We start from the raw sequence: 23,261 nt of genomic DNA on the forward strand, positions 1-23,261 counted from the left end.
GACCCCTCTCCCACACCTTGCAGCGATACCGGGCAAGCCCGGCATCGCCAGGAGAGGGGAATCGCGCGAGCCTTGAAGGCCGGCGTGAACGGAGACGTATGACGCCGCGACCCACGCGAGCCCCCGGCCGACCCGCTCCCCCAGCGGGGCGATGGCGCGACCCCGTTCGAGGCCGCCATGCCCAACCCCATCAAAAAAGTCCTGATCTCCGACACCCTCTCCCCCGCGGCGATCGCGATCTTCCGCGAGCGCGGCATCCAGGCCGATCTCCGCCCCGAGCTCGGCAAGGACAAGGAGGCGCTCGCCGCGGCCATCGGCGAGTATGACGGCCTCGCCGTCCGCTCGACCACGAAGGTCACCGCCGCGCTCCTGGAGCGCGCGGGCAAGCTGACGGTGATCGGCCGGGCCGGCATCGGCGTCGACACGATCGACGTGCCGGCCGCGACCTCCCGCGGCGTGATCGTGATGAACACGCCGCACGGCAACGCCGTGACCACCGCCGAGCACGCCATCGCGCTGATGCTGTCGCTCGCCCGCCAGATCCCGCAGGCCGACGCCTCGACGCAAGCGGGCCGCTGGGAGAAGAATCGCTTCCTCGGCATCGAGCTGACGGCCAAGACCCTCGGGGTCATCGGTTGCGGCAATATCGGCGCCATCGTCGCCGATCGCGGCATCGGCCTGCGGATGCGGGTCATCGCCTACGACCCGTTCCTGACGCCTGAGCGCGCCGTGGCGCTCGGCGTCGAGAAGGTCGAGCTCGACGAGCTGCTGCGCCGGGCCGACGTCATCACCCTGCACGTCCCGCTGACCGACAAGACCCGCAACATCCTCTCGGGGGATGCGCTGGCACGCGCGAAGCCCGGCGTCAGGATCGTCAACTGCGCCCGCGGCGGCCTCGTCGACGAAGTGGCGCTCCGGGCCGCGCTCGATTCGGGCCACGTCGCGGGTGCCGCCTTCGACGTGTTCACTGAGGAACCGGCGAAGGAGAACGTGCTGTTCGGCCATCCGAACATGGTCTGCACCCCGCATCTCGGCGCCTCGACCACCGAGGCGCAGGAGAACGTGGCGCTCCAGGTCGCCGAGCAGATGAGCGACTACCTGCTCCACGGCGCGATCCGCAACGCGGTCAACTTCCCGTCGATCTCCGCTGAGGAGGCGCCGCGCCTGCGGCCCTACGTGACGCTGGCCGAGCAACTGGGCTCGTTCCTCGGCCAGCTCACCGAGGCGCCGATCCGCGGCATCCGCCTCGTCTACGAGGGCGAGGCGGCGGAGCTGAACACCAAGGCGCTCACGGCGGCGGCGGTGACCGGCGCGCTGCGGCCGTTCCTGGAGGGCGTCAACATGGTCTCGGCGATCGAGGTGGCGCGGGCCCGCGGCATCCAGGTCGAGACCGCGACCCGCACCGCGGTCGAGGGCCCCTACGCCTCACGCCTCCACGTCACGGTCGAGGCCGAGGACATGCCCCGCGACGCCGCCGGCACGGTGTTCGGCGACGGCCGCCCGCGCTTCGTCGAGATTCGCGGCATCGCGCTCGAGGCCGCGGTGGCCCCCCACATGCTCTACATCCGCAACGCCGACCAGCCCGGCTTCATCGGCCGCTTCGGCACGCTGATGGGCGAGGCCGGCGTCAACGTCGCCACCTTCCATCTCGGTCGCGACCGGCCGGGCGGCGACGCGATCTGCTTTGCCGCCATCGACGAGGCGGTCTCGCCCGATCTCCTGCAGGCGATCGAGGCGATCCCGCAGGTGAAGCGGGCGCGGGCGGTGCGCTTCTGAGGGGACCGGGGCGGGATGAGAGCCTCGTCCCGCCCCTCGACACGGTCGCGCGGCGCATCATGCTCGTGCTAAAACCCCGACCATGAAGATCGACGGCCGCCACTACCGCACCATCTTCCCCGCGCCCGACGGCGAGGGGATCTGCGTGATCGACCAGACCCGCCTGCCCTTCGCCTTCGAGACGAGGACGCTGGGGAGCGAGGCGGAGGCGGCCATCGCCATCCGCACCATGATCGTGCGGGGCGCGCCGCTCATCGGCGCCACCGCCGCCTACGGCCTGGCGCTGGCGATGCGGGAAGACCCGTCGGACCGCAACCTCGACGGGGCGCAGGCGCGGCTCGCCGCGACGCGGCCGACCGCGATCAACCTGCGTTGGGCCCTCGACCGGGTCGCCGGCCTGCTGCACCCCCTGAACCCGACCGAGCGCGAGGCCGCCGCCTTCGCCGAGGCCGCCCGCATCGCCGACGAGGATGTCGCGAGCTGCCGGGCGATCGGCGAGCACGGCGCGGCGCTGATCGCCGAGATTGCGCGCAGGAAGCCCGGGCCGGTCAACGTGCTGACCCATTGCAATGCCGGCTGGCTCGCCACCGTCGACTGGGGCACAGCCTTGGCGCCGATCTACGTCGCGCACGATGCCGGACTGCCGGTCCATGTCTTCGTCGACGAGACCCGCCCGCGCAACCAGGGCGCGGCGCTCACCGCCTTCGAGCTCAACGCCCACGGCGTGCCGCACACCGTCATCGCCGACAATGCCGGCGGGCACCTGATGCAGCACGGGCGGGTCGATCTCTGCATCGTCGGCTCGGACCGCACCACCTCGACCGGCGACGTCTGCAACAAGATCGGCACCTACCTGAAGGCGCTCGCCGCCCGCGATTGCGGCGTGCCGTTCTACGCCGCCCTGCCCTTCTCGACCATCGACTGGACGCTCACCGACGGTGTCGCCGGCATCCCGATCGAGGAGCGCGACGCCCGCGAGGTGACCCACCTCACCGGCCGCACCGATGACGGGGCCTTCGCCACCGTGGCGGTGGTCTCGCCCGGCAGCCCGGTGGCGAACCCGGCCTTCGACGTGACGCCGGCGCGCCTCGTGACCGGCATCATCACCGAGCGCGGCGTGGCGGAGGCGACGCCGGAAGGCTTGCTCGGGCTTTATCCGGAGCGGCGGAAAGCCGCCTGAGAGCCGGCATCCCCGGGGCTCGCCAAAGACCGAGACCCCGGGATGCATGACCGCTGTCGTGCCTCGACGAGGCGGCCGATGTTCCGCTTCATCCCGTCTCGTCAGCGCTCGTGGATCCCGGTTTCCGCTGCGCGGCCCCGGGATGGCATGGAGGGCGTCGACACGATCGGCCCATGCGATCGGGGTCCCAGGGACAGGCCTCACCCGCTGCGGATTCGCCCCCCCGGCCCCTCACGCTGCCGCCGCCACCACCCGGTTCCGGCCGTCCTGCTTGGCCCGGTAGAGCGCGAGGTCGGCGCGCTTGAGGATGAGGCCCGGGTCGTCGTCCGCGGGCTGGCGGGCGGCGACGCCGATCGAGACCGTGACGTCGATGGCGCTGGTGCCGCGCTGGACCTGGAACGGCGCCGCCTCGATCCGCTCGCGGATGCGCTCGGCGACCTGGCGGGCGGCGTCGAGTCCGGTATCGGGCACCACCACCACGATCTCCTCGCCGCCGTAGCGCGCCACCACGTCGATGCCGCGGGTCTGGGCCCGGATGCGGTTGGCGAATTCCTTCAACACCTCGTCGCCGGCATCGTGCCCGTGGCGGTCGTTGATCGACTTGAAGCGGTCGATGTCGAGGATCAGCAGGGCCACCGAGCGATCCCGCAGTGAAGGCTCGGAGAACAGCCCGGCGAGGTAGCTGTCGAGGTAGCGCCGGTTGTGCAGGCCGGTGAGCCCGTCGGTGACGGCGAGATCCATCGAGGCCTGGACCGATTCGCGCAAGGAATGCGAGAAACGCTTGCGCTTCACCTGGGTGCGCACGCGCGCGATCAGCTCGTTGCGGTCGATCGGCCGGACCAGGTAATCGTGCACGCCGAGATCGAGGCCGCGCATGATGCGGGCCCGATCGTGCGGATCGGCCATCATCACCACCGGCACGGTGCGGGTGCGGTCGAGGGAGCGCAGCTGGCTGCACAGGCGCAGACCGTCATGGTCCTGGAGGTCCAGGCTCACCAGCACCACGTCGTAATCGCCGGCCTTGACCCGCTCCAGGGCCTCCTGGGGCGAGGCCACCGCCTCGACGCAATGGTATTGGCCGAGCGCCGCGATCAGCCGGTCGGCGGAAGCCGGGCGGTCCTCGACCACGAGCACATTGGCATTGTGCCCGGTCTCGGCGGTGGCCGCCGCCAGGGGATCGCCGACCCGCGACGACATGGCGCGGCTGCGCAACTCGTCGGTCACGGCCTTCAGGCGCACCAGGCTGCGCACCCGGGCCATCAGGGCGGTGTCGTCGATGGGCTTCGTCAAAAAGTCGTCGGCGCCGGCATCGAGCCCGCGCAGGCGGTCGCTCGGCTGGTCGAGGGCGGTCACCATCACCACCGGCAGGTGCGCCATGGTCGGCGTCGACTTGATCCGGCGGCAGACCTCGAACCCGTCCATGCCCGGCATCATCACGTCGAGCAGCACGATGTCGCACAGGCCCTTCTCGCACACCGCCAGTGCGTCCGGCCCGTTCATCGCCGAGACGACGTCGAAATACTCGACGGTCAATTTCGTCTCGAGCAACTTGATATTGGGAAACAGGTCGTCGACGATGAGAACACGTGCCGACATGGGACGATCAGGCCTCTCGCAAGCTCTGGATCAGCTCTGGCGTTCGTCGCCGACATAGGTGCGGACCGTCGCGAGGAACTTCGCGACCGAGATGGGCTTGGACAGGTAGGCCTCGCAGCCACCCTCGCGGATGCGCTCCTCGTCCCCCTTCATGGCGAAGGCCGTGATGGCGATCACCGGGATGGCCTTGAGCTCGTCATCCTCCTTGAGCCATTTAGTCACCTCGAGGCCCGACACCTCGGGGAGCTGAATGTCCATCAGGATCAGGTCCGGCCGGTGCCGGCGCGCCAGCTCGATCGCCTCGATCCCGTTCGCCGTCTTGAGGGTCGCGTAGCCGTGAGCCTCCAACAGGTCGTTGAAGAGCTTCATGTTCAGCTCGTTATCCTCGACGATGAGCACCGTCTTCGTCATGGCTCACTGTCTCCGGCGCCCCGGCGGCCCGCGTCACACCCCGGCAGAAAACCGGACCCGCAACACTGTTAAGCGGCACATGTTGATGAAACGCAAATTCGAAGGATTGGCCAGGGGGCGCGATCCCCGTGGCGGAGTGCTGAGCGAATCCGCCGCGGCGGCCTTGGGCGGCCGGGTCTTCGCCTACGTGACCGGCGAGCCCGGCCGATTGCTCCGGTTCATGGAGAATTCCGGCCTCTCGCCGGATGCGCTGCGGCAGGCGGCCGACAGCCCCGATCTTGTCGCCGGCCTCCTCGACCACGTGGTGGCGGACGAGGAATTGCTGCTGGCCTGCGCCGCGGCGCTGGAGGTGCCGCCCGAGCGGATCACCCAGGCCTGGCGCCGCCTCGGCCCGCCGGATTTCGACGACCAGCCGAGCGAGACGCCTGGCGAGTTCGGGGCGTGAGCGGACAACCGCTCTGCCGCGATTGCGGGGCGCGCCCGCCGGCCGACGCGGTCCGCTGCCGGGCCTGCGGCTCGCCGCGCCTGCTCGCCCATCCGGAGCGCGACGCGCTGTCGATCGCGCATATCGATTGCGACGCGTTCTACGCCGCGGTCGAGAAGCGCGACGACCCCGCCTTGCGGGACCGGCCGCTGATCATCGGCGGGGGGAAGCGCGGCGTGGTCGCGACCGCCTGCTACATCGCCCGCATCCGCGGCGTGCATTCGGCGATGCCGATGTTCCGCGCGCTCGAAGCCTGCCCGGACGCGGTGGTGCTGCGGCCCGACATGGAGAAATACGCCCGGGTCGGGCGCCAGGTGCGGGCGATGATGCAGGACCTGACGCCGCTCGTCGAGCCGGTCTCGATCGACGAGGCCTTCCTCGACCTCTCGGGCACCGAGCGGATGCACGGGGCCTCGCCCGCCGTGACGCTGGCGGGGTTCGCCCGGAAGGTGGAGGCGGAGGTCGGCATCACCGTCTCGGTCGGGCTCGCGCCCAACAAGTTCCTGGCCAAGATCGCCTCCGACCTCGAGAAGCCGCGCGGCTTCTCGATCATCGGCCGGGCGGAAGCCGAGGCGTTCCTCGCGCCGCGTCCGGTACGGATCCTGCCCGGCATCGGCCAGGCCGCGGGCGAGCGTCTCGCGGCGCTTGGCATCCAGCGGATCGGCGAGATCGGCCGGGTGGCGCCGGAGCGGCTGCACGCCGCGCTCGGGCGCGATGCCGTCCGCCTCCTGGCGCTCGCCCGCGGCGAGGACCGGCGCCCGGTCCAGCCGCGACGGGAGACCAAGAGCATCTCGGGCGAGACCACCTTCACGGAGGACCTGCGCGCCTTCGAGGCCCTGCGGCCGGTGCTGTGGCAACTCTGCGAGAAGGTCGCACGGCGCCTGAAGCGGGCGGAACTCGCCGCCGGCAGCGTCACCCTAAAGCTCAAGGACCGGGAGTTTCGCCTGCGGACCCGCACCCGCTCGGGGCTGGCGCCGACGCAGGTCGCCGAGCGGCTGTTTCGCCCGGCCGAGGCGCTGTTGCGCGATTCCTGCGACGGCACCGCCTTCCGGCTGATCGGGATCGGGGCCGGCGACCTCTGCGGCGCCGCCCATGCCGACCGGGGCGACCTCGCCGACGTCTCGGCGGTCCGGGAGGCGAGCCGGGCCGCCGCGATCGATGCCCTGCGCGACCGATTCGGCGCGGCGGCGGTGCAGCGCGGGCTCGGCTTCGCGCCGCAGGCCAGGGATCAAGCGAGGGGTCGGGACAACGATCGCGGGAGCAAGGCCCCGCCGGAGCGGGAGCCGCGATAAGAAGAAATTTGATTGGTCTCTTCGGATCATCAAACCCGCCGCGTCATTCCGGGGCCGCGAAAGCGGAGCCCGGAATCCAGACGCTCAGTTGGTGCAGAATAAAGCGGGACGCCGGCCGCTCTGTTCTGAACCATCCGCGGTTCTGGATTCCGGGCTCCGCTTTCGCGGCCCCGGAATGACGAGGAGGGGGTCAGGACTGTCGATGAGCACAAACAGGCGCCGGTGTCCCCGTCGCCCTCGGCCGCGCCCTACTTGCAGTCCTTGCTCCCGGGCAACAGGTCGATGCGCGACAGCTCGCCCTTCAGCGAGAACTCGCCGTAATCGAGGCGCAACGCGCCGCTGACCCCGTTCTCGTAGAGATCGAAGGCGAGGACGTAGACCGGGGTCCGCTCCCCCTCCCCCGGCGAGAAATAGCTCAGCGTCACCGGCCAATGCGGCATCGCCGCCATCGCGCCGTCGCGCAACGCCGCCTCGACCGGGGCGGCGGGCTTCTGCGCCGCGCCGGGCTCCGGCGTCGCCCCGGGCTTGGCGGCGACGCGCTGCGGGCCGATCACCGCCAGGGTGTCGTAGACCTTGCGGCCGTCATCCGAGCCGTCGAACACCTTGACGGAGACGGTGGATTGCCCGGCCCGGGCGGCCTCGACCAGCCGCCGCATGTGGGCGGCCGGAAACAGCACCTCGCCCGGCACCGCCATCTCGCCGCGCTTGGGCTGCTTGAGGGTGACGTCGATGCCCTTGTCGCCGCGCTCGGCGTTGCCGTCGACGGGGGCCGCGATCTTGCCGTTGAGGTCGGACTGGGTGCGGAAGCGGAAGCTGCGCCCGTCGCCGCTCTCGAAGGTGGTGTTGCGCAGGTCGGAGGTGCGGGTGCCGCTCTCCGAGCTCTCCAGCACCGTCACCTGCCGATATTGCAGGGCGTAGCCCTTGCAGGAATCGCCGGTGAAATCGAACACGATCCGGCCGCGGGCGCTCTCGACCGCGCGGGTGCCGGAACTGCCGGACAGGGACAGGTCGTAGACGGCACGATGGGGCGCGAGATGCACCGCCTCCGCCGCCATCGCGGGCGAGGAGAGCGCGAGCAGGACGCACGCGAGGAGTGGTCGCATGAGGTCTCCCGGGGCGGCCGTCGGTGCTGGCGTCGGCCCTGTTGGTCGTCTCAAGATAGGCCCCGCCCCGGTCCCCGGCAACGTGCCGGCCGCCGATGCCGTGGCATCGCTGCCACGCTTGGCCGGGACCGTCGCGACAACCGGGAGTTGGTCGAGGTTGCGGGGCCGTTTCAACCCGGGGCGGTGGCGTGCGCCACGGCGCGCGCGGTTTCCGAGAAATCCGTCAAGCTATTGAATTTCAAGGATATTGCTTTGGTCTCCGGGCGTTCCGGCGAGGCCGCTGGATGGATCCGCACCCCGATATCGACGGGTCCGGAGGCCGGTTCCGGCGCGGGGAAAAACCAACTCGGCGGGAGCCGGACTCTTGCGCGGATGTTAGGCCGTCCTGTAGGTTCACCCCCGTCGCCACCGCCCCAGGCGTGGCGGCGATCACCAGCAGGATCGGATGGATTGAACGCGCGGTCGAGCGGCGGACCGCTCGCGGCTGCGTGCCGATTCCATGGGTGATGTCGGGGGAGTGGAGGCGGCGATGGTGGATGCGGGTCCGGGCTGGACGAAGGAACGCGTCGAGCTTCTCAAGCGGCTGTGGAGCGACGGCCGCAGCGCCAGCCAGATCGCTGCGGAGATCGGCGGCGTCTCCCGCAACGCGGTCATCGGCAAGGTCCATCGCCTCGGCCTGGCCGGGCGCGTGCTGAAGGCCAACGGGACCGCGCCGGCCGGCGGCCGTCGTGCCCGGGCCGATTCCGACGCCGCCGCGCCCGTTGCCGACGCCCCGTCGATGCTCGCCCCCCCACCGCCGGCCCTCGCCCTGGTCCAGCCCGCCTCGTCCTCCGCGACGGTCGCGTTGCCGGAGAGCGCCCGCGTCACCATCATGGAGCTGCGGGAATTCATGTGCCGCTGGCCGATGGGCGACCCGTCCACGCCGGACTTTCGCTTCTGCGGCGACCGCGCGATCGCCGGCCTGCCGTACTGCACCCATCACTGCCGCATCGCCTACCAGCCCGCCGCCGAGCGCAAGCGCGAGCGCAAGGTCGTCGGCTTCCGCTAGGGTCTTGGTCTGCGCGGCGCGTCGCGGCTCGTCTCCACAGGTCCCTTCAACCGGATTGACGATATCGGTCAAATCCTAACGAATCCTGTCCGCCGCCCGGGCGCGGAGCAGGACCGTGGCATGAGGCCTGCGGGCATCGGGATTTTCCCGCCCGCGACATCATCCCGAGGTGTCGGTCCATCGACGATGGACTGACCGCGAAGGAGGGCTCCAGGGATCGCCGTGGTCCCTGGAGCCCTCCTTCGAGGCTCACTTCGTCCGCTTCTCAGGATGGTGTCCTGGGCAGGACAGGGGATCGCCAGGGGTTTCATGCCCCTGTCGCGCGCGGCAGCGGACGCGCTTCGGCCCGCCGCCGCGCCGTGGCGCCCGTCCCTCACGCCGTCTCGCCGCGCCGCCGCCGCTCCGCGTCGTCCCAGGCGGTGAGCGGCTGGTAATCCGGCACGAAGCCGAGGCCCTTGCGGGCATCCGACGATACCGCGACCTGCGAGGTGGCGACGTCGATCAGCGCCGGACCGTTGGCGGCGAGCGCCCGCGCGATCGCGGCGGGCAGGTCCTCCGGCCGCTCGACCCGCTCGCCATGGGCACCCAGGGCGCGGGCCATGGCGGCGTAATCGGAATCGGCGAGCAGCGTGCCGACGACCCGGCCGCCGTAATTGAACTCCTGGTCGTAGCGCTCGATGTTCCAGGCGGCGTTGTTCGACACGATAATGACGGGCTTCGCCCCGTGGCGGGAAGCGGTGTCGATCTCCATCGCGTTGATGCCGAAGGCGCCGTCGCCGGTGACGCAGATCACCTGCCGATCGGGGAAGGCGAGCGAGGCGGCGGTGGCGTAGGGCACGCCGACGCCGAGGCAGCCGAAGGCGCCGGCATCGAGGTAGGTCCGCGCCTCGAGGCCGACCCGGGCGAAGCTCAGGAGATCGCCGCCATCGGCCACCGCGATGTAGTCGGGCTCCGCGACCTCCCGGATCGCCGCGAAGATCGCCGCCGGGTGGATCCGGCCGTCCTCGCCGGTCTGCGGCACCGCCGCGCCGGTCGAGCGCTTGACGTGGCGCGCCCGCAGGCCTTCCGCCCAAGGACGGTCGAGGGCCGGCGCGCGGTTGCCGGCGGCGTCGACGATCGCGGCCAGCGCCAGGGCGGGCGTCGCGAGCAGTTCCGGCTCGCCGCGGCGGTTGTCGACGAGTTCGCCTGCGGTGTCGGCGATCCGCACGAAGCGGGCATTCGGGAACACCGCCGGCGAGCCGTAGCCGAGCTGGTAATCGAGCTTGCGGCCGATCACGAGAACGACGTCGGCCTCGGTCATCGCGGCGGCCCGCATGGCGCCGACGGTGGCGGGATGGTCGGCCGGCACCAGGCCGCGGCTCTCCTGCGTGTCGAGATAGACCGCGCCCAGCGCGTCGAGGAGCCGTACCAGCTCGGGACCGGCATTCCTGGCGCCGCGGCCGCTCACCACCAGCGGGCGCTTCGCTCTCCACAGCACCTCGACGGCCTTGGCGATTCCGGCCGGATCGGGCGGCAGCACCCGCGGCGCCTTCGGCGTCATCCAGTCGTCGAGCACCAGTTGCGGCTGCACGTGGGCGCGCAGCACGTCGGTCGGGATCTCGATGTAGACGGGTCCCGGCTCGCCGAGATCGCCCATGGCGCGGGCGACCGCCTCGTCGAGTTCGCGGATCACCTGGTCGGCGACCCGGGCGGTGCGCGACTGGCGGGTGACGGGCCGCAGGATGTCGACGTGGGGGATGTCCTGGAGCGGCCCGAGATTGGCCTGCGGCCGCGAGGTGCAGCCGCCGATCAGCAGCACCGGGACGCGGGCGAGCGACGCGTTGGCGATGCCGGTGACGCAGTTGGTGACGCCGGGCCCGGCGGTCGCCATGCAGACCCCGAGTTCCCCGGTCAGCTCGGCATGGGCGTGGGCCATGTGGACGGCGGCGCCCTCGTCGCGCACGTCGACGATGCGGATGCCGAGGCGGGCGCAATGGTCCCAGATCGGCTGGATGTGGCCGCCCTGGAGCCCGAACACCCGATCGACGCCCCGCGCCTTCAGGAACTGCGCGATCCAGGCGGCGCAGGATTGCGCGTCGGCGTTGAGGTCCTGGACGGTGGCCGGTTGGCTCATGGGGTTTCCCTCCCGTTCGTGTTGTTGTTCGCGCTTTCGGCGGGTCGTGCTCGCCTTGGAACTTGTTCCGGGTAAGGTGGGCATCCTTGCAGAGCGGGTGCAAGCGCAACGGCTGAGAGCGTGACCCCCTCCCCCCTCTGCGGGGGAGGGTGGCCTGCGGAGCAGGTCGGGAGAGGGGAAACACGCTTCCGGATGAGGCGGAACCGTTCTGACGGGCGCCATGCTCGGCACCGTCGCGCCGCCCCTCTCCCGGCTCGCATCCGCTCGCCACCCTCCCCGCAGAGGGGGGAGGGTTACGCTCTCGGCCGTCACTCCGACACCGCGCAACCTGCTGTGTCGTGAACCGTAGGAGACTGCGGCGCCCTACCCCTCCCCCCGCACCAGCCGCTCTTTCAGCTTCCGGTGCAGGTTCTTGCCCGTCGCCGTGCGGGGCATCGCCTCGTCGGCCATGAACGAGACCGTGCGCGGGCGCTTGAAGCCGGCGAGGCGGTCCTTGCACCAGCCGAGGATGTCGGCCTCGCTGGCAAAGGCCCCGTCGCGCAGCACGACGACGGCGTGGACCCGTTCGCCCCAGGTCTCGTCCGGCAGGCCGACCACCGCCACGTCATGCACCGCCGGGTGGCCGCCGAGCAGGGCCTCGACCTCGGACGGGTAGATGTTCTCGCCGCCGGAGATGATCATGTTGCTCTTGCGGTCGACGAGATGGATGAACCCGTCGGCGTCGCGCCGGGCCATGTCGCCGACGGTGCAGTACGCGCCGCGGAAGGCCTCCTTCGTCTTCTCCGGCAGCTTCCAGTAGCCGTCGAACAGGTAGGGATTCGAGCAGAACAGCTCGCCGGCCTCCCCATCCGGCACCTCGTTGCCGGCCTCATCCAGCAACTTGATCGGCGCCGAGCCGACGCATTCGCGGCCGACCGAGCCGAGCTTGGTGAATTGCTCGGGCGGGTGCAGCATCGTCGCCCAGCCGACCTCGGTGGCGCCGTACAATTCATAGAGCCCGGAATTCGGGAAGAACTCTATCACGGCCCGCTTGGTGTCGGGCCGGGCCGGGGCCGAGGAGATCATCAGCCGGGTGATGCGGGTAAGGTCGTAGCGCGCCTTCGCGGCCTCGCTCAGGCCCAGCATCATCGCGTAGTGGGTCGGCACCAGGGAGGTGAAGCTCGCCCCGCCCTCAGAGAGAGCCCTCACGCAATGCTCGGGATCGAAGCTCTTGCGCGAGTACACGCTGGTGACGCCGCCGCAATAGCTGAACGCCCCGAAGAAATAGAGCGAGTTGGCGTGGCAGAGCGGCATGACCAGCAGGGCCGAATCGCGCCGGTGGATGCCGAGCTCGATCTCGGTGATCATCGACAGCATGGCGGCACCGCGATGCGAGCGGATCGCGCCCTTCGGCTTGCCGGTGGTGCCGGAGGTGTACATCAGCATCCACGGATCGGCCGGATCGATCGCCAGTCCGGGCTCGTCCTCGCGGGCCTTCCCGATCAGGTCCTCGTAAGCGCAGAAGCCGGCGGGGCAGGGTGTCGCCCCGAACCACACCACCCGGGATTCAGAGATCGGCAGGTCGGCGCGGATCTCATCGATCGTGCCGGCGAGCTCGTCCTGGAGGATCAGGGCCGAGACCTCGGCATCCTCCAGGATGTAGCGGACTTCCGCACCGACCAGCCGGAAGTTGATCGGCACCGCGACGAGGCCGGCCTTCGCCATCGCGGCGTAGATCTCCAACCACTCGACGCAATTATAGGCCAGCACCGCCACCCGCTCACCCTTGCGCAGACCGAGGCCGAGGAGGCCGTTGGCCAGCCGGCAGGCGCGGGCGTTCCACTGCCGGAACGTCATCGCGCGCTCGAGGTCGCGTGCGCCGATCCGGTCGGGCTGCAGGCGCGCCTGGACGGCGAGCATCTGCCCGGGGGTGAGCACATCCCTCATCGTGGTTGTCCTCGCTTCCTCGTTCTGCGTGGGCTCGGGTGATGTCGCTGATCAGGTCACACCGACGGTCCGTCTCCCTCCCTCGTCATTCCGGGGCCGCGAAGCGGAGCCCGGAATCCAGACGCTCAGGTGGAGGAGAATGAAGCGGCACATTATCCGCCTTCGATTGAACCCTCAGCGGTTATGGATTCCGGGCTCCGCTCCGCGGCCCCGGAATGACGCGGTGGATCTCAGGTTCGCGGTGGGAAAACTGTGATCCGTGAGAATTACCCGATATCCCCGGCGTATTTCTGCACCAGCGCCCAGGCCTCCGGCCCGAACTTCTCACGCCATTGGCCGTAGAACTTCGTTGCTTTCAGCGCCGACTGGAAGGCGTTCGGATCGGTGGCGTTGAACACCAGTCCCCGCCCCTCAAGCTCCTTCTGCGTGTCGCGGTTGGCCGCGGCGATGTCGTCGCGCTCCTTCAAGGCCGCGGCGTTGAGGTGCTTCTCCATGATGGCGCGCACGTCCGCCGGCACGCCCTTCCAGACGCGGCCGCTCGCCATCATCCAGAAGCCGTCCCAGGCGTGGTTGGTGAGCGAGCAGTATTTCTGCACCTCGTAGAACTTGGCGAAGTTGATCAGCGCCAGCGGGTTCTCCTGGCCGTCGGCGATGCGGGTCTGCAGCGCCGAATAGGCCTCGCTCAAGGGAATGCTGACCGGCGCGGCGCCGAGCGCGGAGAACATCGAGACCCAGAGCGGCACCACCGGCACGCGGATCTTGAAGTTCTTGAGGTCGTCGGGCGTGCGGATCGGCTTGGTGCTGGTGGTGATCTGGCGAAAGCCGTTGTCCCAGGTCGTCGCGAACGGGACGAGGTTCGCCTTCTCGATCGACTTGCGGATGTAGCCGCCGACCTCGCCGTCCATCGCGGCCCAGACCTTGTCGTAGCTCGTGAAGGCGAAGCCGATGCCGGTGAGCGAGGTCGCCGGCACCAGGGTCGAGACCACGGTGCCCGGGAATGTCGCGAGTTCCAGCGCCCCGGAGCGGATCTGGGACAGCATGTCCGAATCGCTGCCGAGCTGGTTCGACGGGAACAGGCTGACCTCGACCGCGCCGTTCGTCTCCTGGGCGATGGCGGCGATCGCCTCCTTCAGCCGGACGTTGACCGGATGCGGCACCGGCAGGTCGGTACCGAGCTTGAAGGTGAGTTTCTGGCTTTGCGCCAGCGCCGGACGCGGAAAGCCGGCGGCGAGGCAAGCGGCGGCGCCCAGGCCGGAGGCCAGCATGTGCCGGCGGTGGAGACCCGTCCGGCGAGGACCCGTGAGGCGGGGATCGGTCATGGCGTTTCTCCCTCGGGAATTCCGAGCCGGCGGCGTTATCCGCCTTGCCGTTATTGAATTCGGAATTCGAATTTCGAATTCGGTATTGCACGAGCCTCCGGTTTGCGCAACACGTCGGCGACGAGTTTTCTGCGTGAAGGGGGATCCGGCCATGGCCGGCGAGACGGACGACCGCAGCCCGACGCGCCACCGGCTCGTCGAGCAGGTCTACGGCGCGATCTTCAGCGAAATCACCGAGGGGCGGCTGGCGCCGAACACGCGGCTGATCCAGGACGAGCTCGCCGACGCCTACGGCGTCTCGCGCCAGCCGGTGCAGCAGGCGCTGCTGCTGCTGCGCAACCACGGCATCGTGCGCGACGCGCCGCGCCGCGGGCTGGTGGTGGCGCCGCTCGAAGCCTCGTTCGTGCGCAACCTCTACGAGGTACGGGGCGTGCTGGAGGGACTGACGAGCCGTCTCGCCGCCGAGCGCAACCCGGCCCGGGCCGGCCGGGAGGGCCCGCCCCTGGTGGCGGCGGGGCGCGCGGCGGCACAGAGCGGCTCGGTCGCGGAGCTGATCGCGGCCGACATCGCCTTCCACCGCTTCCTCGGCGAGATCGCCGACAATCCGATCATCGTCGAGACCGCGGCGCCGCACTTCAACCACCTGCGGCGGATCATGGGCGAGGTCCTGCGCGAGGACGAGGCGATGCCGGCGCGCATCTGGGACGAGCACGCGGCGATCCTCGACGCGATCGCCGCGGGCGAGGCCGAGGACGCCGACCGCCTGTCGCGCCAGCACATCGCGCGCGCCGCCACAATCTTCGTCGACCGGCTCAAGGCGCAGGAGGATGCCTTCGCCCAGGAGGAGCGGAGCCGGCGGGTGCGGCGGTAGCGGGGAATCGCCGGGCGATCGGGGGACCGCGCGAGCGGCCCTCTCATCCCAATGGCCCAAGATGCTGACGCATCGGGCCATTGAGCCATCTCGAATTTTCTATGCCAAGCCAGAGGCTTGACGAAAATTTGAGAACGGAACCAAAGGTCGTTTCCAACGACCGTTGGTATCACCCCTCGATGATCGACCGGATCTTGGTCGCCAGCCCTTCGACCGGGAACGGCTTGGTGATCATCTGCATGCCCGGACCGAGATGCCCGTTGCCGAAGGCGGCGTTCTCGGCGTAGCCGGTCATGAACAGCACCTTCAGATGCGGCCGCACCAGCCTGGCCTGGTCGGCGAGCTGGCGGCCGTTGAGGCCCGGCAGGCCGACATCGGTGACCAGAAGATCGATGTGGGAGGCCGATTGCAGCAGGCGCAGGCCCGCCGGCCCGTCGCCGGCCTCGAGGGTGCGGTAGCCGAGCTCGTGCAGCACCTCGATCACCAGGGCGCGCACGGTCGGGTCGTCCTCGACGACCAGCACCGTCTCGCCGCGCTCGGCCCGCGGCGCCTCGCCCCGGATGTCCGACGAGGCTTCGATCTCGCCGTGGTAGCGCGGCAGGTAGAGCTTGACCGTCGTGCCCTGCCCGGCCTCCGAGTAGATCTTGACGTTGCCCTCCGACTGCTTGGCAAAGCCGTAGATCATCGACAGGCCGAGACCCGTGCCCTGGCCGATGGGCTTGGTCGTGAAGAACGGGTCGAAGGCGCGGGCGATCACGTCCGCCGGCATGCCGGTGCCGGTATCGGTCACGCCGATGCAGACATATTGCCCCGCCCGCACGCCGACCTCGCGAGCCGCGTAAGCGTCGTCGAGATGGGCGTTGGCGGTCTCGATCGTGAGGCGCCCGCCCTCCGGCATCGCGTCGCGGGCGTTGATGGCGAGGTTGAGGATCGCGTTCTCGAGCTGGTTGGGGTCGCAGAGGGTCAGCCACAGGCCGCCGGCCACCACCACCTCGAGCTGCACCCGCTCGCCGAGCGTGCGGCGCATCAGCTCGTCCATCGAGCTGACCAGCCGGTTGGCGTCGACGGGGCGCGATTCGAGCGGCTGGCGGCGCGAGAAGGCGAGCAGGCGATGGGTGAGCGCGGCGGCGCGCTGGGCCGAAGCCATGGCGAGGCCGGCATAGCGGGTCAGGTTCTCGGTCCGGCCCTCGTTGATGCGGGTCTGCATCAGGTCGAGCGAGCCGACGATGCCGGTGAGCAGGTTGTTGAAGTCGTGGGCGATGCCCCCGGTGAGCTGGCCCACCGCCTCCATCTTCTGCGACTGGCGCAGCTGCTCCTCGGCCCGCTCGCGCTCGGCCACCGCCTCGCGCACCCGCGCCTCCAGGGTGTCGTTGAGCTCGCGCAAGGCCACCTCGGCCTGCTTCGATTCGGTGATGTCGTAGACCACCCCGACATGGCGCAGACCCGAGGTCTCGGTGTCGCGGATCGCCTCGCCGCGGCGGGCGAGCCAGCGCACCTCGCCGGTATCGGACAGCCGCACCCGGGTCTCGACCGGCGGCAGCTCGCCCTCGTGGCGCTGGTCGGGCGCCAGCAGCGGCGGGTCGCCCTCGACCACCAGCGCGTTGACGGCGCTCGCCGCCACGGTGCGGGCCGGCACCAGGCGAGCAGGCTGCAGAATTGCGGCGAGGCCGCCACGGTGGCGAAGCCCGGCACGTGCTCGAAGGCGCCGACGCGGCCCGCCGACTGGGCGATGCGCAGGCGCTCCTCGACCCGTTTCTGGTCGGTCACCTCGACCAGCACGCCGGTGAAGCGGGCGGGCCGTCCGTCCACGCCGAAATGGCAGCGGCCGCGGGCATGGACCCAGCGCACCGAGCCGTCCGGTGAGAGCAGGCGGTACTCCTTGTCGAACACCTCGGCCCCGCCGAGGATGCCGCTCACCGCGAGCCGCACCCGCAGGCGGTCGAGGGGGTGGATGCCGGAGAAGAAGGCGCTGGCCGGGAGCGGGCCGGGGCTCATCGGCACGGTGCCGGGCCGCGGTGCGGGGGACAGCCCGGTCAGCGCGGCGAAGCGCCCGTCGACGTGCAGGAGCTTGGCCTGGATGTCCCAGTCCCAGGTGCCGGCGATTCCGGCCGAGGAGAGGGTCAGGGAGAGCTGGCGCTGCGCCTCCGACAAGCGCCGCTCGATGTCGGCGAGGCGCGAGCGCCCGGCCTCCGCCTCGTGGACATGCGACATGTCCACCTGCGAGGCGAAGTGGTTGACGAGGCGGCCGGCCTCGTCGCGGATCGGGCAGATCAGCAGTTGGTTCCAGAACCGGCTGCCGTCGCGGCGGTAGTTCAGGATCGTGACCCGGACCACGCGCTCCTCGCGCAGGCCCTCGCGGATCGCCGCCAGCGCGCCCGGATCGGTCTCCGGCCCCTGCAGGAACCGGCAGTTGCGCCCCAGCACCTCGCAGGCGTCGTAGCCGGTGAGCGTCAGGAAGGCCTGGTTGGCGAAGACCACCGGGTTGTCGGGCAGGTGGGGATCGCTGATGAGCATCGGCTGGCGCGAATGCTCCAGGGCGGTGAGGAACGGCCCGACGCGGGCCCGTGCCGCCGCGATGGCCAGGCCGAGCGCGTCGCCGCGGGCGTCGGGCGCGCTCACGCCTCCGGTCGGTGCGCCGGCCATCACGCGTCCAGGTCGCCGAGGGCGCGGGCGATGAACTCGTCCACCAGGAGCCGCAGGTTCTCCAGCGACGGCAGGTCCATCAGCATCGCCAGGTAGCCGCGGATGTCGCGCTCGCTCACCGAGAAGTCGATGTAGAGGAACAGCACCAGGGCATCCGCGGCCGAGGTCTCGCCGGCCTGCGTCCCGAAGATCCGCGGGCCGTCCCCGCGCAGGATTCCCGGCAGCGACATGGTCAGCGTGCGCTGGAGCATGTTCGCCATGGTGGCGAGGCAGCCGTTGAGGATGATGTTGCCGGTCTCGGCCAGGGCCTCGTCCTCGAGCGCCGCGACCTCCTCGGGCGACAGCTCCTCGCCGGCGACGGCCCGGACCAGCTCGCGGCCGTTCTCCTGCGGGAAGATCAGGAGGGCGCGGCCCGCGAAGGCGCCCTCGAAATCCTGGTGGACCACCACCAGCGGCGCCGCCTCGCGCTCGCCGATCAGCCGCGCGGCGGAGTGGCGCGAGACGATCTCGACGGAGGGCACCGAGAGCAGCACCTGGGTGCCGATCATCTGGCGCAGGCTCGCGGCGGCGCGGCTCACCCCGATGTTGACGAGCTCGGTGAAGGCGTCCTGCTGCAGCTCGGTCAGGCCGATCGTCGCCCCGTCCTCCATGGCATCCCCGCTCATGCCGGGCCGCCCCGGCGCAGGCGCAAGGCGGCGCCCGAGAGGAAGCCCGCCAGCGCGTCGCCGGTGAGGGGCTTAGCCAGGAAGGTCGCCTGGAGCTCGCGGGCGCGGGCGATCACCTCGTCCTGGATGTTGGCCGAGATCACGGCGATCGGCATCGCGGGCCGCCCGGCGCGCAGCTCGGCCGCGAGGGCGAGCCCGTCCTTGCCCGGCATGTTGAAGTCGAGGAGCGCCACGTCGACCGGTCCGCCCGCCACGATCGTCAGGGCCTCCTCGGCATTGGCCGCCTCGCGCAACGCCCAATCGGGCTTCGCCTGCCGCAGCAGCCGCATGGCGACGGCCCGCGCGAGCTTGCTGTCGTCGACCACGAGGACGGTGACGGGCGCGGGATCGGTCGGAGGCTGCGACGTCGGAGATTGCGACATGGGCGGCATCTAGGCTGCTTCTGACGAAAGGGAATGGCGCCCTTGCGGGAACTCTCGGGGTCGTGACGGCAGGCATGGGCGCGGCCGCACGACCCATGCCATAGCTGAAAACTGGTATCGTCGCGCTCAGTTTTTCCGCGGAGCGAGTCCGGTTCGGGGATTGACCGGCTGCCCTAGCAGCGGCGCCAGCCAGCGGGCCGCGAAGGGATCGGTGCAGGGGCCATGGAGCGGCGGGCGCAGCCGGAGCAGCACCTGGACCACGGCGGTGTGCATCCCCGTGCAGGCGCTCCAGTCGATGCCGGTCCCCGGATGGGCGAGGAGCAGGGCGGCCAGGGTCTCGGCCTCCTCCACCGGGCAGGCGCCCTCGAGGCGGATCAGGTCTCCGTCGCGGCGCACGCTCATGGCGCCCTCTCCTCTCGTCCCCGATCGATCGGGGTGTCGGGCAAGGTCTCGGGATCCAGCACCAGCAGCACCCGGCCGTCGCCGGTGAGCGTGGTCCCGGCGAGTCCGGGCAAGGCGGCGAGGCCCGGCAGCGGCCGCACCAGCCCGTCGAGACGGCCGGCGAACCGGTCGACCTCGAGGGCGACGCGCTCCTCGCCGAGCCGCAGCACCGCCAGCCGGGCCTCGGGGAATGCCGCCTCGCGGGGCAGGCCGAGGAGGTCGGCAAGGTGCAGAACCGGCACGGTACGGTCGCGCAAGACCGTGGCGGCCCCCAATCCGTGGTCGCCGATGCGCTCCCGCGGAACCCGGGCGAGCTCGTCCACGGCCTCCATCGGCAGGCCGTAGAGTTCCGGCCCGATCCCGACGAGCAGCAGCCGGGCGAGGGACTGCGCCCGGGGCAAGGCGAGGCGGATCGTGGTGCCCGCCCCGGCCCGGCTCTCGACGGTGCAGGAGCCGCCGAGGCGCGAGACCGCCGCCCGGACCGCATCCATGCCGACGCCGCGGCCGGAGACGGCGCCGACCGCCGCCGCGGTCGAGAAGCCGGGGGCGAAGATCAGGTCGATCACCCCGGCCTCGTCGAGCCCCGCAAGCGCATCGGGCGTCCTCAGACCGCGCTCGGCGGCGCGGGCGCGGATGAGGGCGGGATCGAGACCGCCGCCGTCATCCGAGACCGAGACGATCACCCGCTCAGCCCGGCTCTCGGCACGCAGGCGGATCCGACCCGAGGCGGGCTTTCCGGCGCGGACCCGCGCCGCGGGCGGCTCGATGCCGTGGTCGACGGCGTTGCGCAGGAGGTGGAGCAGCGGCTCGAACAGCCCCTCGGCCACGTCGCGGTCGACCTCCGTCGCCTCGCCCTCCAGGCTCAGCGTGACCTCCTTGCCGAGCCCGCGGGCGATGTCCCGCACGGCGCGAGGGAAGCGGCGGAAGACCCGGCCCAGGGGCTGGAGCCTCAAGGCCACCGCCTCGCGATGCAGCTCGGCGGCAAGACGCCCGATGCGCTCGTCGCTGGCGCGTAACGAGGGGAGAAGCCCGGCGAGGTCGGCCCCCGAGCCGGCCTCGGCGACGACCGCCCCGAGGGCCGCCCGGGCGGTGGCGAGGTCGTCGGCGAGCGCCACCAGGGCGTCGAGCCGCCCGGCATCGACCCGCAGGGTCCGGGCGGCCGGCTCGGCGGAGACCGGATCGGCCTCGAGGACCGGCTCATCCCGAGGCACCTGGCTGGCCGGAGGCAGGGCGGCCAGCACGACCTGGTCGCGCACCAGACGGAACACCGCCTCGACCTCCGCCGGCGGATCGGCGGTGAGCAGCGTCACCGCGAGGTTGCAGGCGAAGACGTCGAGGGTTTCCACCGGCGGCCAGGGGCCGGCCGGGGCGAGGTCCAGGGCGATGAGCCCGGGCAGCCGGCGCACCAGCCCGAGGGGATCGTCGCCGGCAAAGAAGCAATCGGCCCGCGGGACGTAGCGCAGGGCGGTGACGGGACCGTCCGGCCGCTCTCGCAAGGCGGCGAGGAGGCCGGCGGCCCAGTCGGGCACCGGGCTGGAGGGGATTTGGCAAGAGGGGGTTTGGCAAGAGGGGGTTTGACCGGACGGGACGCCATCGGGCTCCCCGGTGGCGGGAGCCAGCAGGGCCCGGAAGCTCTCGACCAGCCGGGCCGATTCCGCCGCGGTCCCGGCCGGCAACGCACCGGTCGCGGCGATCGCCTCGGTCCAGCGGGCCGTGGCGTCGAGGGCGGCGAGCGACAGGTCGACGAGGTCGGGGCCGGTGGCGATACGGCCGGTGCGGGCGGCGTCGAGCCCGTCCTCGGCGGCGTGGAGCGCCGCCAGCATGTCCGGCCAGTCGAACAGGGCGACCGAACCCTTGAGGGTGTGGAAGGCGCGAAACACCCGGTTCAGCACGCCCGGGCCGGCCGGACCGTCGAGCGCCAGCAGGTCCTCGGCCGCGGCCTGGATCAGATCGCGCGCCTCGGCGACGAAATCCGCCACGAGGTCGTCGGTGACCGGCGCCTCACTCATCCGCAATCTCCGGGCGCTGGTAGACGATCGCGTCCGGGAACCGGCGGGTGACGAACCGCGACGGGATCCGGGCCATCGATTCGGTGTGGCCGAGGCACAGGAAGCCCCCCGGCCGCAGGGCGGCGAACAGGTTGGCGGCGGCCACCTTGCGGGACTCGTCGTCGAAGTAGATCAGGACGTTGCGGCAGAACACGATGTCGAACCGCCCCTCCTGCGCCATCCCGGTCCCGTCGACGAGGTTGTGACGGCTGAACCGCACCGAGTTGCGCAAGTCCGGCAGGATGCGCCAGGAGGCTTCGTCCTCCCGGGTGAAGTAGCGCGACACCAGGGCGGGCGGCAGCCGGCCGAGCGCCCGGGCGCCGTAGCGCCCGGTTTCCGCCGCGGCGAGCGCCCTCGTGTCGATGTCCGAGCCGACGATCTCGATCTCCCAGTCGTCGACCGCGGGCCAGTGTTCGAGGAGCCACAGCGCCACCGAATAAGGTTCCTCGCCGGTGGCGCAGGGCATCGACCAGATCCGGATCGGATCGCTCCGCGTCCGCCCGGCGGTGACCGCCGCCATGAGCGAACCGGTGAGGCAGCGCAGCTGGTGCTCCTCGCGGTTGAAATAGGTCTCGTTGACCGTGAAGGCGTTGACGAAATGCTGCACCTCGCCGTCCGCGTCGGCGCGCAGGCAGGCGAGATAGGCCGGCAGGGCGGAAAGGCCGGTGGCGCGCAGCCGCTCCAGCACCCGGCGCTCGACGAAGGCGCGCCGGTTGCCCGGCACCAGGATGCCGGTCTGCCGGTAGAGCAGGTCGCAGATCCGCGTCAGGTCGGGTTCGGTCAGGATCATGCGACCATCGCCGTCAGCTCGGCCGCGATGGCCTCCAGCGGGGCGACGACGCTGGCGCCGCCGGCCCGCACCAGTTCCCCCGGCATGCCCCAGACCACCGCCGTCGCCTCGGCCTCCGCGATGGTGCGTCCGCCGCGGGCCCGCAGCTCCGCCATGGTGCGGGCGCCGTCGCGGCCCATGCCGGTCATCAGAACCCCGACCAGGCGCCGGGGCGGCACGAGGCCGAGGGCGGTCTCCACCAGGCGGTCGACGCTCGGATGCCACGGATACTCGGCTTGCGCCGGAGCCGGCGCCGCCATCAGGCCGCCGGGCCGGCGCACCACGATCACGTCGGCGTCGCCCCGCCCGACATAGACCCGCCCCGGGACCAGGAGCACCGGGGCCGTGACCTCCTGGACGTCGAGCGCGGAGAGCCCGTCGAGCCGGCGGGCGAGCGGCCCGGTGAAGGTCGCCGGCATGTGCTGGGCGACGACGATCGGCCAGGCAAAGCCGGCGGGCAGCCCGCTAAGAAGCGCGGTGAGCGCCGGGGGGCCGCCCGTCGAGGCGCCGACGAGGACGAGGCCGCCGGCCGGGTCCGGCGACGGGGCGGGATGCGCGGAGGCGTCCCGGTCGGGGGCGGGATCGATCGGGTCGGGGGCCTGCGACCCCGAGCGGAAGGCGGGGCGCGGGGCGAGGCCGGCATGGCGCGCACGCAGGCGGGCCGCGAGCCCGTGGGCGGTGCGCGGCCGGGCCCGGGCCGCCGCCCGCACCGTCCTGACCAGAGCGGGCGCGAACCGATCGAGCGCCAGCGAGACCGCCCCGGCCGGCTTCCCGATCACGTCGACGGCGCCGCGAGCCAGGGCGTCCAGGCTCGCCTCGGCCCCCTCCCCGGTGAGGGAGGACAGCATCACCACCGGGCAGGGCCGCTCCAGCATGATCCGGTCGAGGCAGGCGAGCCCGTCGAGCCCCGGCATGGTCACGTCGAGGGTCACCACGTCCGGCGCGAAGCGGGGCAGGAGATCGAGGGCTTCGAGGCCGTCGCGGGCGAAGGCGAGGGTGAAATCGCCCTCGGCGGCGAAGATGCCGCCCAGCACCTTGCGCATCAGGGCCGAGTCGTCGACCACGAGGAGACGGATCATGCGGGCACCCTCCCG

18 protein-coding genes and 2 pseudogenes are annotated in these 23,261 nt (G+C 71.4%); 6 read left to right on the forward strand and 14 right to left on the reverse strand.

Annotation, left to right across the window (positions count from 1 at the left end; translation table 11 throughout):
* Positions 1 to 177 precede the first annotated feature (177 nt).
* Positions 178 to 1,776, forward strand: coding sequence for a phosphoglycerate dehydrogenase (serA, locus tag F1D61_RS05450; RefSeq protein WP_203156828.1), 1,599 nt, complete (start codon positions 178 to 180; stop codon positions 1,774 to 1,776).
* 82 nt (positions 1,777 to 1,858) lie between these two features.
* Positions 1,859 to 2,956 (forward strand): S-methyl-5-thioribose-1-phosphate isomerase, encoded by a 1,098-nt coding sequence (mtnA, locus tag F1D61_RS05455; protein ID WP_203156829.1) that lies wholly within the window; start codon positions 1,859 to 1,861, stop codon positions 2,954 to 2,956.
* A 231-nt stretch (positions 2,957 to 3,187) separates the two neighbouring features.
* On the opposite strand, the gene F1D61_RS05460 is transcribed toward mtnA, so the two are convergent.
* Both F1D61_RS05460 and F1D61_RS05465 read right to left on the reverse strand, forming a co-directional pair.
* A complete protein-coding gene (locus F1D61_RS05460; protein WP_203156830.1) occupies positions 3,188 to 4,552 on the reverse strand; it encodes a PleD family two-component system response regulator in 1,365 nt (454 codons plus the stop codon).
* A gap of 30 nt (positions 4,553 to 4,582) precedes the next feature.
* Complete coding sequence (locus F1D61_RS05465; RefSeq protein WP_203156831.1) at positions 4,583 to 4,963, reverse strand: response regulator; 381 nt, start codon at positions 4,961 to 4,963, stop codon at positions 4,583 to 4,585.
* Positions 4,964 to 5,099: 136 nt separating this feature from the next.
* Here F1D61_RS05465 and F1D61_RS05470 point away from each other — a divergent pair, with 136 nt between their 5' ends.
* Together F1D61_RS05470 and F1D61_RS05475 are read left to right on the forward strand one after the other, a co-directional pair.
* Positions 5,100 to 5,408 (forward strand): DUF3572 family protein, encoded by a 309-nt coding sequence (locus F1D61_RS05470; RefSeq protein ID WP_246775724.1) that lies wholly within the window; start codon positions 5,100 to 5,102, stop codon positions 5,406 to 5,408.
* Positions 5,405 to 6,739, forward strand: a complete 1,335-nt coding sequence (locus tag F1D61_RS05475) for a DNA polymerase IV (protein WP_203156833.1) — start codon at positions 5,405 to 5,407, stop codon at positions 6,737 to 6,739. Before F1D61_RS05470 ends, F1D61_RS05475 begins: the two co-directional genes overlap by 4 nt.
* A gap of 248 nt (positions 6,740 to 6,987) precedes the next feature.
* Here F1D61_RS05475 and F1D61_RS05480 read toward each other — a convergent pair whose 3' ends face one another.
* The gene (locus F1D61_RS05480) at positions 6,988 to 7,842 is read right to left on the reverse strand and encodes a cell envelope integrity EipB family protein (protein WP_203156834.1); all 855 of its coding nucleotides are present in this window, start codon (positions 7,840 to 7,842) and stop codon (positions 6,988 to 6,990) included.
* 529 nt (positions 7,843 to 8,371) lie between these two features.
* On the opposite strand from F1D61_RS05480, the gene F1D61_RS05485 reads away from it, so the two are divergent.
* Positions 8,372 to 8,890: a GcrA family cell cycle regulator gene (locus tag F1D61_RS05485; protein ID WP_203156835.1), complete on the forward strand. Its 519-nt coding sequence runs from the start codon at positions 8,372 to 8,374 to the stop codon at positions 8,888 to 8,890.
* Between the two features lie 373 nt (positions 8,891 to 9,263).
* Here the strand turns inward: F1D61_RS05485 and F1D61_RS05490 are convergent, their stop codons facing one another.
* From F1D61_RS05490 to F1D61_RS05500, 3 genes are all read right to left on the reverse strand, one after another.
* A complete protein-coding gene (locus F1D61_RS05490; RefSeq protein WP_203156836.1) occupies positions 9,264 to 11,003 on the reverse strand; it encodes a thiamine pyrophosphate-binding protein in 1,740 nt (579 codons plus the stop codon).
* Between the two features lie 363 nt (positions 11,004 to 11,366).
* Positions 11,367 to 12,929, reverse strand: coding sequence for a class I adenylate-forming enzyme family protein (locus F1D61_RS05495; protein WP_203156837.1), 1,563 nt, complete (start codon positions 12,927 to 12,929; stop codon positions 11,367 to 11,369).
* 266 nt (positions 12,930 to 13,195) lie between these two features.
* Positions 13,196 to 14,248 carry a TRAP transporter substrate-binding protein gene (locus tag F1D61_RS05500; protein ID WP_246775725.1) on the reverse strand — a complete coding sequence of 351 codons (1,053 nt, stop codon included), beginning with the start codon at positions 14,246 to 14,248 and terminating at the stop codon, positions 13,196 to 13,198.
* Between the two features lie 151 nt (positions 14,249 to 14,399).
* Here F1D61_RS05500 and F1D61_RS05505 point away from each other — a divergent pair, with 151 nt between their 5' ends.
* Complete coding sequence (locus tag F1D61_RS05505) at positions 14,400 to 15,119, forward strand: GntR family transcriptional regulator (RefSeq protein ID WP_203156838.1); 720 nt, start codon at positions 14,400 to 14,402, stop codon at positions 15,117 to 15,119.
* Between the two features lie 169 nt (positions 15,120 to 15,288).
* Here F1D61_RS05505 and F1D61_RS33890 read toward each other — a convergent pair.
* From F1D61_RS33890 to cheB, 8 genes and pseudogenes are all read right to left on the reverse strand, one after another.
* A pseudogene (locus tag F1D61_RS33890) lies at positions 15,289 to 16,647 on the reverse strand (ATP-binding protein); the annotation flags it as partial.
* A gap of 266 nt (positions 16,648 to 16,913) precedes the next feature.
* Positions 16,914 to 17,762: pseudogene (locus F1D61_RS33895) on the reverse strand (PAS domain-containing protein); the annotation flags it as partial.
* The gene (locus F1D61_RS05515) at positions 17,762 to 18,427 is read right to left on the reverse strand and encodes a chemotaxis protein CheX (protein ID WP_246775726.1); all 666 of its coding nucleotides are present in this window, start codon (positions 18,425 to 18,427) and stop codon (positions 17,762 to 17,764) included. The gene F1D61_RS05515 and the pseudogene F1D61_RS33895, both read right to left, overlap by 1 nt.
* On the reverse strand, positions 18,424 to 18,849 hold the full coding sequence (locus F1D61_RS05520) for a response regulator transcription factor (protein WP_203156839.1): 426 nt from the start codon (positions 18,847 to 18,849) through the stop codon (positions 18,424 to 18,426). The genes F1D61_RS05515 and F1D61_RS05520 overlap by 4 nt, the downstream gene beginning before the upstream one ends.
* 126 nt (positions 18,850 to 18,975) lie before the next feature.
* Complete coding sequence (locus F1D61_RS05525; protein ID WP_203156840.1) at positions 18,976 to 19,251, reverse strand: hypothetical protein; 276 nt, start codon at positions 19,249 to 19,251, stop codon at positions 18,976 to 18,978.
* A complete protein-coding gene (locus F1D61_RS05530; protein ID WP_203156841.1) occupies positions 19,248 to 21,299 on the reverse strand; it encodes a chemotaxis protein CheA in 2,052 nt (683 codons plus the stop codon). The genes F1D61_RS05525 and F1D61_RS05530 overlap by 4 nt, the downstream gene beginning before the upstream one ends.
* Positions 21,292 to 22,128, reverse strand: coding sequence for a CheR family methyltransferase (locus F1D61_RS05535; RefSeq protein ID WP_203156842.1), 837 nt, complete (start codon positions 22,126 to 22,128; stop codon positions 21,292 to 21,294). Before F1D61_RS05535 ends, F1D61_RS05530 begins: the two co-directional genes overlap by 8 nt.
* Positions 22,125 to 23,246: a chemotaxis-specific protein-glutamate methyltransferase CheB gene (gene cheB, locus F1D61_RS05540; RefSeq protein WP_203156843.1), complete on the reverse strand. Its 1,122-nt coding sequence runs from the start codon at positions 23,244 to 23,246 to the stop codon at positions 22,125 to 22,127. Before cheB ends, F1D61_RS05535 begins: the two co-directional genes overlap by 4 nt.
* Positions 23,247 to 23,261: the final 15 nt, after the last annotated feature.

Source organism: Methylobacterium aquaticum, assembly GCF_016804325.1.
Classification (GTDB): domain Bacteria; phylum Pseudomonadota; class Alphaproteobacteria; order Rhizobiales; family Beijerinckiaceae; genus Methylobacterium; species Methylobacterium aquaticum_C.